General features: G+C 72.8%; 12 protein-coding genes and 1 riboswitch. Of the genes, 5 read left to right on the top strand and 7 right to left on the bottom strand.

Annotation, left to right across the window (positions count from 1 at the left end):
* Positions 1 to 338: 338 nt before the first annotated feature.
* The 6 genes from ACIQAC_RS03080 to ACIQAC_RS03055 form a co-directional block, all read right to left on the bottom strand.
* Positions 339 to 1,211, bottom strand: a complete 873-nt coding sequence (locus ACIQAC_RS03080; protein WP_402186409.1) for an ECF transporter S component — start codon at positions 1,209 to 1,211, stop codon at positions 339 to 341.
* Positions 1,208 to 2,863 carry an ABC transporter ATP-binding protein gene (locus ACIQAC_RS03075; protein ID WP_402186407.1) on the bottom strand — a complete coding sequence of 552 codons (1,656 nt, stop codon included), beginning with the start codon at positions 2,861 to 2,863 and terminating at the stop codon, positions 1,208 to 1,210. The genes ACIQAC_RS03080 and ACIQAC_RS03075 overlap by 4 nt, the downstream gene beginning before the upstream one ends.
* A complete protein-coding gene (locus ACIQAC_RS03070) occupies positions 2,860 to 3,963 on the bottom strand; it encodes a CbiQ family ECF transporter T component (RefSeq protein WP_402186950.1) in 1,104 nt (367 codons plus the stop codon). The genes ACIQAC_RS03075 and ACIQAC_RS03070 overlap by 4 nt, the downstream gene beginning before the upstream one ends.
* Positions 3,964 to 4,054: 91 nt before the next feature.
* The gene (locus tag ACIQAC_RS03065) at positions 4,055 to 4,684 is read right to left on the bottom strand and encodes an SCO2322 family protein (protein WP_402186405.1); all 630 of its coding nucleotides are present in this window, start codon (positions 4,682 to 4,684) and stop codon (positions 4,055 to 4,057) included.
* Positions 4,681 to 5,919 carry a prenyltransferase/squalene oxidase repeat-containing protein gene (locus ACIQAC_RS03060; protein WP_402186949.1) on the bottom strand — a complete coding sequence of 413 codons (1,239 nt, stop codon included), beginning with the start codon at positions 5,917 to 5,919 and terminating at the stop codon, positions 4,681 to 4,683. Before ACIQAC_RS03060 ends, ACIQAC_RS03065 begins: the two co-directional genes overlap by 4 nt.
* A 136-nt stretch (positions 5,920 to 6,055) precedes the next feature.
* Positions 6,056 to 6,126: riboswitch (cobalamin riboswitch) on the bottom strand.
* 152 nt (positions 6,127 to 6,278) lie between these two features.
* On the bottom strand, positions 6,279 to 7,298 hold the full coding sequence (locus ACIQAC_RS03055) for an MBL fold metallo-hydrolase (RefSeq protein ID WP_402186403.1): 1,020 nt from the start codon (positions 7,296 to 7,298) through the stop codon (positions 6,279 to 6,281).
* 197 nt (positions 7,299 to 7,495) lie between these two features.
* On the opposite strand from ACIQAC_RS03055, the gene ACIQAC_RS03050 reads away from it, so the two are divergent.
* The gene (locus ACIQAC_RS03050) at positions 7,496 to 8,953 is read left to right on the top strand and encodes an aldehyde dehydrogenase (protein WP_402186401.1); all 1,458 of its coding nucleotides are present in this window, start codon (positions 7,496 to 7,498) and stop codon (positions 8,951 to 8,953) included.
* Between the two features lie 3 nt (positions 8,954 to 8,956).
* Complete coding sequence (locus tag ACIQAC_RS03045) at positions 8,957 to 9,190, top strand: ferredoxin (RefSeq protein WP_402186400.1); 234 nt, start codon at positions 8,957 to 8,959, stop codon at positions 9,188 to 9,190.
* 83 nt (positions 9,191 to 9,273) lie between these two features.
* Here ACIQAC_RS03045 and ACIQAC_RS03040 read toward each other — a convergent pair whose 3' ends face one another.
* Positions 9,274 to 9,909: a TetR family transcriptional regulator gene (locus tag ACIQAC_RS03040; protein WP_402186399.1), complete on the bottom strand. Its 636-nt coding sequence runs from the start codon at positions 9,907 to 9,909 to the stop codon at positions 9,274 to 9,276.
* A gap of 219 nt (positions 9,910 to 10,128) precedes the next feature.
* On the opposite strand from ACIQAC_RS03040, the gene ACIQAC_RS03035 reads away from it, so the two are divergent.
* Genes ACIQAC_RS03035 through ACIQAC_RS03025 form a run of 3 tightly spaced genes read left to right on the top strand, consistent with a single transcriptional unit; the run spans position 10,129 to position 13,567 of the window.
* Positions 10,129 to 11,772 carry a glycosyltransferase gene (locus ACIQAC_RS03035; RefSeq protein WP_402186397.1) on the top strand — a complete coding sequence of 548 codons (1,644 nt, stop codon included), beginning with the start codon at positions 10,129 to 10,131 and terminating at the stop codon, positions 11,770 to 11,772.
* A complete protein-coding gene (locus ACIQAC_RS03030) occupies positions 11,766 to 12,500 on the top strand; it encodes a class I SAM-dependent methyltransferase (protein ID WP_402186396.1) in 735 nt (244 codons plus the stop codon). The genes ACIQAC_RS03035 and ACIQAC_RS03030 overlap by 7 nt, the downstream gene beginning before the upstream one ends.
* The gene (locus ACIQAC_RS03025; RefSeq protein ID WP_402186394.1) at positions 12,497 to 13,567 is read left to right on the top strand and encodes a prenyltransferase; all 1,071 of its coding nucleotides are present in this window, start codon (positions 12,497 to 12,499) and stop codon (positions 13,565 to 13,567) included. The genes ACIQAC_RS03030 and ACIQAC_RS03025 overlap by 4 nt, the downstream gene beginning before the upstream one ends.
* The last annotated feature ends 48 nt before the right edge of the window (positions 13,568 to 13,615 follow it).

Below are 13,615 nucleotides of genomic sequence, written 5' to 3'. Positions count from 1 at the left end.
ACGGGGCGGCCGCGGCAGACCGGATCCACGCGGTGCGCGGCGGCGGCATGCGTCGGCGCCGAGGCCCGGGGGGCACGTCGGCGCCTTGCGACGTCGTCCAGAGAAACAGGCTCCGGATACGACCGCAATGACCCCTTTTACTAGTTGTGGTCGCATGCGAGCCGAACATCCCTTGTGTGATGTGACTCTCAAAGCGCAGGTCAGGCCACACAAGAGCGTGCGCATGACAATCGAAATGTCCTACTAAGGTGAATCGTTGGTGACATGGGTCATGTGGGGTGCTTCACGGCTCATGTAACGATCGGCGCACGGCACCTCACCCACCGGCGCCCACCGTCTCACCCAGTGGTCGGGTCAGCCGGTCCACCGGGACCGTCGAACGTGACCGGCGTCTCGAAAGCCGCCCTCCGCGTCGCCCGCCGCAGCGCCTTCAGGACCGCCGGACCGAGTGCGACCGTCAGCACCACCGTGATCAGCGCCCGCCCCAGGTCCCACCCGAGCGAGGTCGCCAGACAGTAGGCGACGAACCGGGCCAGGTTCACCGGCACCGCCGCGTCCGCGTCGAACGCGATCCGCGTGCTGTTCTCGTCCATGAACGGCCAGCCCGCCATATTCATGATCGTGCCGTATGCGAAAGCGGCCACGAACCCGTACCCGGCGAGGACCAGCAGCTCTCCGCGCCCACGCAGCCGGTCCGCCCCCGGCAGCAGCCCCGCGCCCATCGCGAACCAGCCCATCGCCAGCATCTGGAACGGCATCCACGGCCCCACCCCGCCCGTGAGCAGCGCGGACGCGAACATCGTCACCGAGCCGAGCACAAACCCGAAGCCGGGGCCCAGCACCCGTCCGCTCAGCACCATCAGGAAGAACATCGGCTCAAGCCCGGCCGTGCCCGCCCCGATCGGCCGCAGCGCGGCGCCCGTCGCGGCCAGCACCCCCAGCATCGCCACCGCCTTCGGGCCGAGGCCGGACTCCGAGATCGTCGCCGCCACCACCGCGACCAGCAGTACCAGCAGCCCCGCGAACAGCCAGGGCGCGTCCTGCGCGTGCGCGGTGACCTGCGAGCCGGGCGGTGCGAGGAACGGCCATCCGAAGGCGGCCACCCCCACCGCGCCGACCAGCACCAGGGCGGCGACGGAACGCGGGCCGAGGCGCACGGCACGAGCCTGCGGGGTCACTGTCGCCGTCGTACCGGAGCTCCCCTGTGTCATGCCAGGGCCCCCGCGACCTGCGCCACCGTGAGCCAGGGCCCCGGCGCGAGGATCTTGCTGACCTGTGGCGCGAAGGACGGCGACGACACCACGACCTCCGCCGTCGGTCCGTCGGCGATCACCTCTCCTTCCGCGAGCAGCACCACCCGGTGCGCCAGCTCGGCCGCCAGCTCCACATCGTGCGTGGCCAGCACGATCGCGTGCCCCTCGGCGGCCAGCGCCCGCAGGTGGGCGACCAGCCGGGCCTTCGCCGCGTAGTCCAGGCCGCGCGTCGGCTCGTCGAGGAGCAGCAGGGGTGGCCGGGCGGTGAGCACCACCGCCAGGGCGAGCGCCAGTCGCTGGCCCTCGGAGAGGTCACGCGGGTGGATGTCGTCCGTGACGCCGGGCAGCAGCTCGGAGACCAGTGCGCGGCAGGTGCCGGCCGCCGCGCCCGCGTCCCGGTCGGCCGCCGCGCACTCGCCGGTGACGGTGTCGGCGTACAGCAGATCGCGTGGTTCCTGCGGTACGAGACCCACGCGGCGTACGAGCTCACGCGGCGACGTCCTGTGCGGTACGGCCCCGCCGACGCGGACCGTCCCGGACGCCGGCGCCACCAGGCCGACCAGCGCGGACAGCAGGGTGGACTTCCCGGCGCCGTTGCGTCCCATGAGGGCGACCGTCTCGCCGGGGGCCACCGTCAGGTCGATGTGGCGCAGGGCGGGGACCCGGTCTCGGCGGACGGCGAGGCCACGGACCTCGGCGAGGGCGGACGGTACGTCGGCGGACGCCGCCCTGCGCTTCAACAGGCGTCGGGAGGTGGGGAGTTCAGGGGTGGGCGCGGTGGTGTCAGGCGTCCGTCCCTCCAGCCGTTCCCGCAGCCCGCCCGCGCGGCGGCGGGCGTCCCGGACGGTCAGCGGCAGCGGTGACCAGCCCGCCAGCCGGCCCAGCTCGACCACCGGCGGACACACCGGCGACACGGCCATCACCTCGGCGGGCGGACCGAGGACCGGTGCCGCGCCCGGCGCGGGCAGCAGGACGACCTGGTCGGCGTACTGGACGACCCGCTCCAGGCGGTGCTCGGCGAGCAGTACGGTCGTACCGAGATCGTGGACGAGCCGCTGGAGGACGGCGAGGACCTCCTCGGCCGCCGCCGGGTCCAGCGCGGACGTCGGTTCGTCCAGGACCAGCACCCGGGGGTGCGGGGTGAGGACGGAACCGATGGCGACGCGCTGCTGCTGGCCGCCGGAGAGCGTGGCGATGGGCCGGTTGCGGAGGTCGGCGAGGCCCAGCAGGTCGAGGGTCTCCTCGACGCGGCGGCGCATCACGTCCGGGGCCAGCCCCAACGACTCCATACCGTAGGCGAGTTCGTCCTCGACGGTGTCCGTCACGAAGTGGGAGAGCGGGTCCTGGCCCACCGTGCCCACCACGTCGGCGAGTTCACGCGGCTTGTGCGTACGGGTGTCCCGGCCCGCGACCGTCACCCGGCCGCGCAGGGTGCCGCCCGTGAAGTGCGGCACCAGACCGCAGACCGCGCCCAGCACGGTGGACTTGCCGACACCCGACGGGCCCGCGAGCAGCACGAGTTCGCCCTCGGGGACCTCGAAGTCGACACCCTGGACGGCGGGTTGTGCCGCGCCGGCGTAGGTGACGGAGACATCGTCGAAACGGATCATGACGGCTCCGTCGTGGTGGTTGTGGGGGCTTCCGGGGGCGGGGTGACGAACGCGGGGAGCAGGCCGAGCAGGATCGCCGCGGCCGGCCACAACGGGAGTTCCGGCACGGTCGGCGGCACCACACCGGGGTGCAGGGCCGCCGGGTCGGCGGACGCGGCGACGATCATCACCGCCGCCACCGCGATGCCGGAGCCGGCCACCAGCCAGGCCCGCAGGTTCCATGGGTCGGGGCGGTAGCGCGTGCGCGGCGAGCGCCGGCCGCCGAGCCACAGCCCGGCCAGCGCCGCCGCCAGCCCGGCGAGCAGCACGGGCAGCCCGTACGTGCCGCCGTCCGCGGTGAGCAGTCCGTACGTCCCCGCGCACACACCGAGCAGCCCGGTCAGGGTGAGTGCGGCCGTCGTACGGCGGACCGCGGCCGGTACCTGGGCCGTACGGCCGTATCCGCGGGCGTCCATCGCGGCGGCGAGGGCGACCGAGCGTTCCAACGCGCCCTCCAGGACCGGGAGCCCGACGTGCAGCAGGCCCCGGATCCCGCGGTCCGGGCGGCCACGCAGCCGGCGGGCGGCGCGCAGGCGCTGGACGTCGGCGATCAGGTTCGGCGCGAAGGTGAGGGCGACGACGACCGCGACGCCGATCTCGTAGAGCGCACCCGGGAGGGACTTGAGCAGCCGGGACGGGTTCGCGAGGGCGTTCGCCGCGCCCACGCAGATCAGGAGCGTGGCCAGCTTCAGGCCGTCGTAGAGCGCGAACAGCAGGCCCTCGGCGGTGACCCGGCCGCCCAGGCGGATGCCCTGCGCCCAGTCGGGGAGGGGGACTTCGGGGAGCGTCAGGAGGACGTGGGTGCCGGGGATGGGGGAGCCGAGCGCTACCGCGAAGAAGAGGCGGATGGCGAGGACGGCGAGGGCCAGCTTGACGAACGCGCCGTAGGAGCGGGCCCAGGGGGCGTGGGGGCGGCGGGCCGCGACGACGTACGCCGAGACGGTGATGAGGAGGGTGAGGAGGAGGGGGTTGGTGGTGCGGGTTGCGGCGGTGCCCAGAGCGAGGGACCAGAGCCACCAGGCGCCGGGGGGCGTTCGGTAGGTGTGTAGGTGCGGGTTGATCGTGGCTGGTCGCGCAGTTCCCCGCGCCCCTACTCGGCGTTGCGACTTGGCCGGGTCGTCAGTGCCACGTTCGCCAGGCGGCCGTTGTGGCTCAGCCACGTCGTCGGCGCCATGTTTGCCAGATGGCCGCTGCCCCCAGTACGGCGATTGCTGCCACGCCCGCCCAGATCCCCGCCGAAGGGCCGCCGTCGGACGAGTCGGGGGACTGGGGCTCCGCTCCCGCCACCTGCTCGCCGCAGCCCTTCTTCGGGTAGCCCTCGATGGCGCAGAGGAGGGCGTTGGAGTTGTAGCGGAGGGGCTTGGCCACTGCCGCCAGGGCTTCGGCCGTGGTGGCGTCCGGGGACACCTGGGCGCAGGCCGTGCGGGCGGCCGGTGGGGTTTCGCCGGACGGGGCGTCCTTCGCCGTACCGAAGTCGATGACCAGGGCGACCCGCTTGCTGCCCGCCTTCGCGGGGGTGCCCTCGCAGATCGCCGCGAAGTCCTCGGTGGCGCGCGGCCTGGTCGCGTCCTGGGAGTCCTCGCTGACGGCGAAGCGGAAGCCCTGGAGGTCGCCGTCGGCGGGACGGGCGAGGGACGGGCCCTGGGTGGCGTACGTCCAGTGGTCGCCCTCGCGGTCCCAGAACGACCAGTAGCGGTAGCCGACGGCCTGCGCCTGGCCCGCGCCGCCCGTGAGGACGAGCAGCAGCGCGGCCAGGAAGAGAGTGGCCGTACGCCGGGTCACTGCTTGTTGCCCTTGGCGCGGTTGCTGAAGAGGAAGCCGATGCCGACGCCGAAGACGGCGAAGACTCCGACGTACCACCAGGTGCCGAAGGGCGAGTCGTCGTCGTCCTGCTCATTGGCCTCGTCCGTCTGCCGGGCGGAGGCGGTGGCCTGCCGGCCGGTCTCCGGGGCCGGGCCGGTCGCGTTGAGCTGCGCGACCAGGTTCTGGTCGCCGAACTTCTCCGGGTCGGCGCCCGCCGCATGCGCGGCGAGGATCAGCTGGGCGTACGCGGCGGGGCCGCTCTCCTTGGCCCAGGCGGCGGAGTTCTGCTCCAGCCAGGCCAGCGGCTTCCGCACCCCGGCGGTGCCGCCCTGCGCGGCCAACGCGACCACGGCGTCGGCGGTGTTGCCGTAGTCGGGCTGGTCCTCGGCGCCGGGAAGGCTGGAGGTGAGGTGGCCGTCCTTGGCGAGAGTCCTGATGAGGTAGGCGGCGCCGTTGGCGGCGGCCTGCGCGGGGGTGTCGGGGGCGGCGCACTTCGCGTCCGCCTGCGTGCCCGCCGTCGCGTCGAGCCCCTTGCCGAGCGCGCCCAGCACACCCGCGGCCGTCGCGTCCGCGTTGGCGGTGAGCGCGCCCTTCTTGTCGGGTTGGTAGGCGAAGGCACCGCCGCCGTCCTCGTCGCAGGCGATGGCCAGCGCGAGGAGGGCGTCGTAGGGAGACTTGCCGTCCTTGCGGACGTCGGCGGGCTTGTCGCCGGCCGCGGCGAGGGCGCCGATCACGACGGCGGTGGAGTTGGCGTCGCTGGGGCCGCCGGGGGTGTAGCCCCAGCCGCCGTCCTTGTTCTGTACGGACTTCAGCCAGCCGGCCGCCTTTGCCGTGGCCGCCTCGTGGCCACCGAGGGCGGCGAGGGCCTGGACCGCGGCGGCGGTGCTGTTGGAGTCGACGAGGGTCTTGGCGTCGCAGGCCTTGCCGGGGTCGGCGCGGAAGGCCGCGAAGCCGCCGTTGCCGCACTGCTGCCGGCTCAGCCAGTCGGTGGCCTTCCCGGCGGGCCGCTCACCGACGGTGTGCTGCGCGAGCAGGGCGAGCGACTGACGCCATACGCCGTCGTACGTCGGGTCGCCCTTGCCGTACAGGCCGGACGGGAGCACCACGGACGGCGACGCGGACGGGGAGGGGTCGGCGGCCTGGGCGAGCGGAGCGGCGACTGCGCCGATCCCGAAGGCGGCGGCGAGGACCGCGGCGCTGCGGCGGACGTTCATGATCGGCGGGTGCCCTTCCTGCGCGAGCCGGAACAGCACGGGGCACTCCCGGGCGGCTCGGCTCCGTGTACCTCGACGGTGCCGCGCCCGGCGGACGCCGGTGCGCGTGAGCCGGTCACGGTCCCGGGCGCGGCGGTCCGGCTCGCAGCCCGTCCCCGACAGGGGCGGGTGCTTACGGTTGCGGGTCAGCGCCGGACTTGCACCGGCTTCTCCGCGTTCGGGTGTGATACGACCCGGTCACTCTACCGGGGCGGTCCGTTCCGGCAGAGGGCGCCGTCGATCGCGGGAGGCTCACACCGCCACGTAGGTCACCGGGTCGCTGCCGCCCACCGGCTCACACCGCCACGTACGTCACCGGCTCACACCGCCACGTACGTCACCGGGTCGCTGCCGCCCACCGGCTCCGCCCGTCCCTGTTTCACCAGGCGGCGCAGGTGCGCCTCGGCCTCCGAGACGGCGATGGTGCGGGAGCCGTAGGGGATCTGGTCCCAGGGGCGGTTCCAGGTCATGCGTACCGCGAGCTGCCAGGGGGTGAGGGGTTCGGCGAGCAGGGCCAGCAGGTCGCGCAGCCGGGACTCGTGGTGGTCGAGGAGATGGCGGACACGCGCCGGGGCGTCGGTGAACGCGTACTGGTGGGCCGGGAGGATCTCGGCGGGGTCGAGGGCGGCGACCCGCTCCAGGGAGGCGAGGTAGTCGCCGAGGGGGTCGGTGACGGTGGTGTCGTCGGGGTCCTCGTACAGGCCGATGTGCGGGGTGATCTCGGGGAGCACGTGGTCGCCGGAGAAGAGGCGGCCGTTGCCGGGGAGTCCGGCCGGATGCTCCTCCTCCAGGTGCAGGCAGACATGGCCGGGGGTGTGGCCGGGCGTCCAGATCGCGCGCAGCCGGCGGCCGGGGAGTCCGAGGAGTTCGCCGGGGACGATCTCGCGGTCGGGGAGGGCGGGGGAGAAGCCGCGCATGGGGCGGGGGGTGCGCAGCGGGGCGACGTGGTCCTCCGGGGCGCCGGCCGCGGTGAGCTTGACGGCCATGTACGAGAACCAGCGCTCGGGGCGGGCCTCGCGGGTCCGGCGTACCACCGCCGTGTCTGCCTCGTGCATGGCGATCCAGGCGCCGGACGCCTCGCGCACCCTGCCGGAGAGGCCGTGGTGGTCGGGATGGTGGTGGGTGATGACGACGCCGTGCACCTCGGCGGCGGAGGTGCCGCAGGCGGTCAGGCCCTCGGCGAGGGCGTCCCAGGAGTCGGGGTCGTCCCAGCCGGTGTCGATCAGGACCGGGCCGCGGTCGGTGTCGACGACATGGACGAGGGTGTGGCCGAGGGGGTTGTCCGGGATGGGGACCTGGAGCGACCGTACGCCGCCGCCGTGGTCGTGGACCTGCGTCATGGGCTCCCCAATCGCCGCGTCCCGGTCACTATAACTAGAACCGGTTTCCATGGGAGCCCCGGTCATCCATCGGCCGGTTCGGTGGTGTGCGGTCCGTGGACTCCTGTCGGCCTTGCTGGTATCCAGTCTTCGTAGTCTCGTATCTGATGGATCGTCAGAGAAGGCCTGAGGCAGGGTCTCCGGGGAGGCAGCCGGTCATGACCGAGCTTGTGGAACACGGACAGTTGTTCATCGGCGGGGAGTTGACCGATCCCCTCGGCACGGACGTCATCGAGGTGATCTCGCCGCACACGGAGGAGGTCCTCGGACGGGTGCCGCACGCCTCGCGCGAGGACGTCGACCGGGCGGTCGCGGCGGCACGGCGGGCCTTCGACGAGGGGCCCTGGCCGCGGATGACGCTCGACGAGCGGGCCGAGGTCGTCACCCGGATCAAGGACGGGATCGCCGCCCGGCACGACGAGATCGCGCGCGTGATCTCGTCCGAGAACGGGTCGCCGTACTCCTGGAGTGTCCTCGCGCAGGCGCTCGGCGCGATGATGGTGTGGGACGCGGCGATCACGGTGGCCCGTGGATTCACGTACGAGGAGACGCGCGACGGTGTGCTCGGGCGGATCCTCGTCCGGCGTGAACCGGTGGGTGTGGTCGCGGCCGTGGTGCCGTGGAACGTCCCGCAGTTCGTGGCCGCCGCCAAGCTCGCGCCCGCCCTGCTCACGGGCTGCACGGTGGTGCTGAAGCCGTCGCCGGAGTCGCCGCTGGACGCGTATCTGCTCGGCGAGATCGCGCGGGAGGCGGGGCTGCCGGAGGGCGTGCTGTCGATCCTGCCCGCGGACCGCGAGGTGAGCGAGTACCTCGTCGGACACCCCGGCATCGACAAGGTCTCCTTCACCGGATCGGTGGCCGCGGGGCGGCGCGTGATGGAGGTCGCCGCGCGCAATCTCACCCGCGTCACCCTGGAGCTGGGCGGCAAGTCGGCGGCGGTCGTGCTGCCCGACGCGGACGTGGAGACGGCCGTCGCGGGGATCGTGCCGGCGGCCTGGATGAACAACGGGCAGGCGTGTGTGGCCCAGACGCGGATCCTGCTGCCGCGCTCGCGCTACGACGAGTTCGCCGAGGCCTTCGCGGCGGCGGCCGGCGCGCTCGTGGTCGGAGACCCGCTGGACCCGGCGACACAGGTCGGCCCGCTGGTGGCGCGGCGGCAGCAGCAGCGCAGCCTGGACTACATCCGGATCGGCCAGGAGGAGGGCGCGAAGATCCTCACCGGCGGCGGCCGTCCGGCGGGCCTGAACCGCGGCTGGTACGTGGAGCCGACCCTCTTCGGGGACGTCGACAACTCCATGCGGATCGCCCGCGAGGAGATCTTCGGCCCGGTGATCTGCCTGCTGCCGTACGGCGACGAGGCGGAGGCGGTGAAGATCGCGAACGACTCGGAGTACGGGCTGAGCGGCAGCGTGTGGACGGCGGACGTGGCGCGCGGTGTCGACGTCGCCCGGCAGGTCCGCACCGGCACCTACTCGGTCAACACCTTCAGCCTCGACATGCTCGGCCCGTTCGGCGGCTACAAGAACTCAGGCCTGGGGCGGGAGTTCGGTCCCGAGGGCTACGGCGAGTTCCTGGAACACAAGATGATCCACCTCCCGGCGGGCTGGGAGGCGTAACCGATGGGCGACCGCTGGCAGGTCGAGGTCGACCGTGCCCTGTGCATCGGCGCGGCGCAGTGCGTGCACCACGCCCCGGACATCTTCCAGCTGGACTCGGCCCGCCAGTCCCACCCCACCACCCCGGAGACGGACGCCAACGAACGTGTCCTGGGAGCGGCGGAGACGTGCCCGTCCGAGGCGATCACACTGACGCTGCTGGGCAGCGGGGAGGTGGTGTTCCCACCGGAGGAGTGAGGGGTGAGGGCGGGGAGGGAGGAGTGAGGGCGGGGAGCGCGGACAGGGATGGGACTCAACGCCCGCTCCCCGCACCGCAGTCGTCAGTCCTCGGTGGTCGTCAGGTCGATCAGGCGGCAGACCGTCTCGATGTCTATCTTCACCTGGGCGATCGACGCGCGGCCCGAGAGCCAGGTGATGAGGGCCGAGTGCCAGGTGTGCTCGATGACACGGACCGCCGAGAGCTGTTCGGGGGTGGGGTTCTCCAGGCCCATCGCGTCCAGGATGATCACCGTGGTCTGGCGGGAGACCTGGTCGACCTCCGGGGAGACACTGCGGTCGGCGAAGGTGAGGGCGCGGACCATCGCGTCCGCCAGATGCGGCTCGCGCTGGAGGGCGCGGAAGGCCCGCATCAGGGTCTCCGCGACCCGCTCGGCCGCCGTGTCGCCCGACGGCGGCTTCTTGCGGAGCGTGCCGTGCATGTGCTCCAGCTGGCTCTGCATCGTCGCGACCAGCAGATGCACCTTGGACGGGAAGTAGCGGTACAGCGTGCCCAGCGCCACCTGCGACGACTCCGCGACCTCGCGCATCTGCACGGCGTCGAAACCGCCCCGGCTCGCCAACTGCGCGCTCGCGTGCAGGATGCGGCGGCGGCGCGCCTCCTGCCGCTCGGTGAGCGGAGGCGAGCCGGGACTCGCGCTACTGGCTTCCACCTTCGTCACCTTGGCTTCCGCAGGCATGGATCCCGTTCCGTGACAGTCCGTGAGGGGGTGCGGTCAGCCAGCATGGCAGGGCCGGAGCGTTCCGCCCACCGTGGCGTGAATCACCTGATCCACATCTCACAGCTGCCCTACCTGCCGGTAGATTCGGAGCCTCTTGAACGATCAAGTCTGAAACTTGTTCTAGATTACCGTCCCGTCGTAGTCTCGCGGGACATCGCAGGCAGAAGGGGGCCCAGAGTGACCGCTGAGGCCAGTCGGGCGGGGTCCGGGGACGGCACCACCGCAGACGGCGAGCGACCGCTCCGTATCGCGCTCCTCACGTACAAGGGAAACCCGTTCTGCGGCGGCCAGGGCGTCTACGTCCGCCACCTCTCCCGCGAACTGGCCCGCCTCGGCCACCACGTCGAGGTCATCGGCGCCCAGCCCTACCCCGTCCTCGACGACGAGGAGCGGTACGAGGGCCGTGGCAGCCTCCGGCTCACCGAGCTGCCCAGCCTCGACCTCTACCGCCAGCCCGACCCCTTCCGCACACCGAAGCCCGCCGAGTACCGCGACTGGGTCGACGCCCTGGAGGTCGCCACCATGTGGACCGGCGGCTTCCCCGAGCCGCTGACCTTCTCGCTGCGCGCCCGCCGCCATCTGCGCGCCCGCCGCGGCGAGTTCGACGTCGTGCACGACAACCAGACCCTCGGGTACGGCCTGCTGGGCGACCTCGGCGCCCCCCTCGTCACCACGATCCACCACCCCATCACCGTCGACCGGCAGCTCGAACTCGACGCCGCCGAGGGCCGGTTGCGGCGCTACTCGGTACGCCGCTGGTACGCGTTCACGCGGATGCAGAAGCGCGTCGCCCGCCGGCTGCCCGGTGTACTCACCGTCTCCGGCACCTCCCGCGCCGAGATCGTCGACCACCTCGGCGTGCGCGAGGACCGCGTCCACGTGGTGCACATCGGCGCCGACACCGACCTTTTCTCGCCGGATCCGTCGGTGCCGCAGGTGCCGGGGCGGATCGTCACGACGTCCAGCGCGGACGTGCCGCTCAAGGGCCTGGTCTTCCTCGTCGAGGCGCTCGCCAAGGTCCGCACGGAACACCCGGGCGCCCACCTCGTCGTGGTGGGCAAGCGCCCCACCGAGGGACCGGTCGCGCAGGCCGTCGCGCGCTACGGCCTCGAAGGCGCCGTCGAGTTCGTCAAGGGCATCTCGGACGCCGAACTCGTCGACCTCGTGCGCTCGGCCCAGGTCGCGTGTGTGCCCTCGCTCTACGAGGGCTTCTCACTGCCGGCCGCCGAGGCCATGGCCACCGGCACCCCGCTGCTCGCCACGACCGGCGGCGCGATCCCGGAGGTCGCCGGACGCGACGGAGAGACCTGTCTGGCGGTCCCGCCGGGCGACGCGGACGCCCTGGCCGTCGGCCTGGGCCGGCTGCTGGCGGACGCCGACCTGCGGGCCCGCCTCGGCACGGCCGGCCGCGAGCGCGTCCTCACCCACTTCACCTGGGCCCGAGCCGCCCAGGGCACGGCCGAGAGCTACCACGCCGCGATCGCCGGCGCGCAGGGTCTGGCGGCCAACGACGGCGTCGGGACGATGCCCGCTTCCGGCAGCACCACGATCGCATCGGTCAAGGGCAGCACCGGGACTGTGCCCGTCACGGGCAGTGCGGGCAGCGCTGGGACCGTGCCCGTCACGGGCAGCACCGTGCCCGCCACCGGCCTCGCCGGGACCGCGTCCACCACGGGCAGCACCGCGGTCACGCCCGTCACGGGCAGCACCGGGCCCACGCCCGCCCCCAGCAGCACCCGGCCTACGACCTCGCCCGCCGGCCCCCCGGCGCGTCCCGCCGCCGGCACCGACCTCAACCGTGAAAGCAGGGCCACGTGCTGACCGTCGACTTCACCCGGTTCCCGCTCGCCCCGGGCGACCGCGTACTGGACCTCGGATGCGGTGCCGGCCGGCACGCGTTCGAGTGCTACAGGCGCGGTGCCCAGGTCGTGGCGCTCGACCAGAACGGTGAGGAGATCCGCGAGGTCGCGAAGTGGTTCGCGGCGATGAAGGAGGCCGGGGAGGCCCCGGAGGGGGCCACGGCGACCGCGATGGAGGGCGACGCCCTCGCGCTGCCGTTCCCCGACGAGTCCTTCGACGTCGTCATCATCTCCGAGGTGATGGAGCACATCCCCGACGACAAGGGCGTACTCGCCGAGATGGTCCGCGTCCTGCGGCCGGGCGGCCGGATCGCGATCACCGTGCCCCGCTACGGGCCCGAGAAGGTCTGCTGGAGCCTGTCCGACGCCTACCACGAGGTCGAGGGCGGCCACATCCGCATCTACAAGGCGGACGAACTCCTCACCAGGATCAGGGAAGCCGGCCTCAAGCCCTACGGCACCCACCACGCGCACGCCCTGCACAGCCCCTACTGGTGGCTCAAGTGCGCGTTCGGCGTCGACAACGACAAGGCGCTGCCGGTCCGCGCGTACCACAAGCTCCTGGTCTGGGACATCATGAAGAAACCGCTGGCCACCCGGGTCGCCGAGCAGGCGCTCAACCCGCTGATCGGCAAGAGCTTCGTGGCGTACGCGACCAAGCCCCACCTGCCCCGGGTGGACGCCAAGTGACCACTCCCCGGACAGAACACCTCGTCCTGCCCGGGGTGTTCACCGCCGGGCAGGCCGCCGCCACCGTCGCCGGACTCCTCGCCGTACAGCGCGAGGACGGGGCGATCCCGTGGTTCCGCGGCCACCACCTCGACCCGTGGGACCACGTCGAGGCGGCCATGGCCCTGGACGCCGCCGGCGAGCACGAGGCCGCCGAGCGTGCCTACCTGTGGCTCGCCGCCCACCAGCAGGACGACGGCTCCTGGTACGCCGCCTACGCCGACGGCGACCCGCACGACGTCACCGACCGGGGCCGCGAGTCCAACTTCGTCGCCTACCCGGCGGTCGGTGTCTGGCACCACTACCTCTCCACCGGCGACGACACCTTCCTCGACCGCATGTGGCCGGTCGTGTACGCCGCCGTCGAGTGGGTCCTACGGCTCCAGCAGCCCGGTGGGCAGATCGGCTGGCGGCGCGAGGACGACGGCACGGCCACCGCGGACGCGCTGCTGACCGGCAGTTCGTCGATCCACCACGCCCTGCGCTGCGCGCTCGCCATCGCCGAGCAGCGCGAAGAGCCCCAGCCCGACTGGGAGCTGGCGGCCGGCATGCTCCGGCACGCGATACGGCGGCACCCGGAGCGGTTCCTCGACAAGGACCGCTACTCCATGGACTGGTACTACCCGGTGCTGGGCGGGGCGTTGACCGGTGCCGAGGCCAAGGCACGGATGGAAGACGGCTGGGACCGCTTCGTGGTGCCCGGCCTCGGCGTGCGGTGTGTGGTGCCCAACCCGTGGGTGACCGGCGGGGAGTCGGCCGAGCTGGCGCTGACGCTGTGGGTGACGGGGGAGTCGGACCGTGCGCTGGAGGTGCTGAAGTCGATTCAGCATCTGCGGGATCCGGAGAGCGGGTTGTACTGGACGGGGTATGTCTTCGACGACGACGCGGTGTGGCCGCGGGAGTTGACCACGTGGACGGCTGGTGCGCTGCTCTTGGCCGTTGCCGCGCTGGGGGGACATGAGGCGACGTGTTCCGTGTTCGGGGGAGAGCGGTTGCCCTTCGGGCTGGATGCCGACTGTTGCGCCTGAGGGGCGGGGGATTCTCGTCGGAGCGCGGGTGCGGGTCGTGCGTGGCTT

Origin of the sequence: Streptomyces sp. NPDC088387, from assembly GCF_044753385.1 — a bacterium.
Classification (GTDB): domain Bacteria; phylum Actinomycetota; class Actinomycetes; order Streptomycetales; family Streptomycetaceae; genus Streptomyces.
Note: the sequence above shows the minus strand (reverse complement) of the source record. Positions and strands in the feature narration are given on the sequence as shown.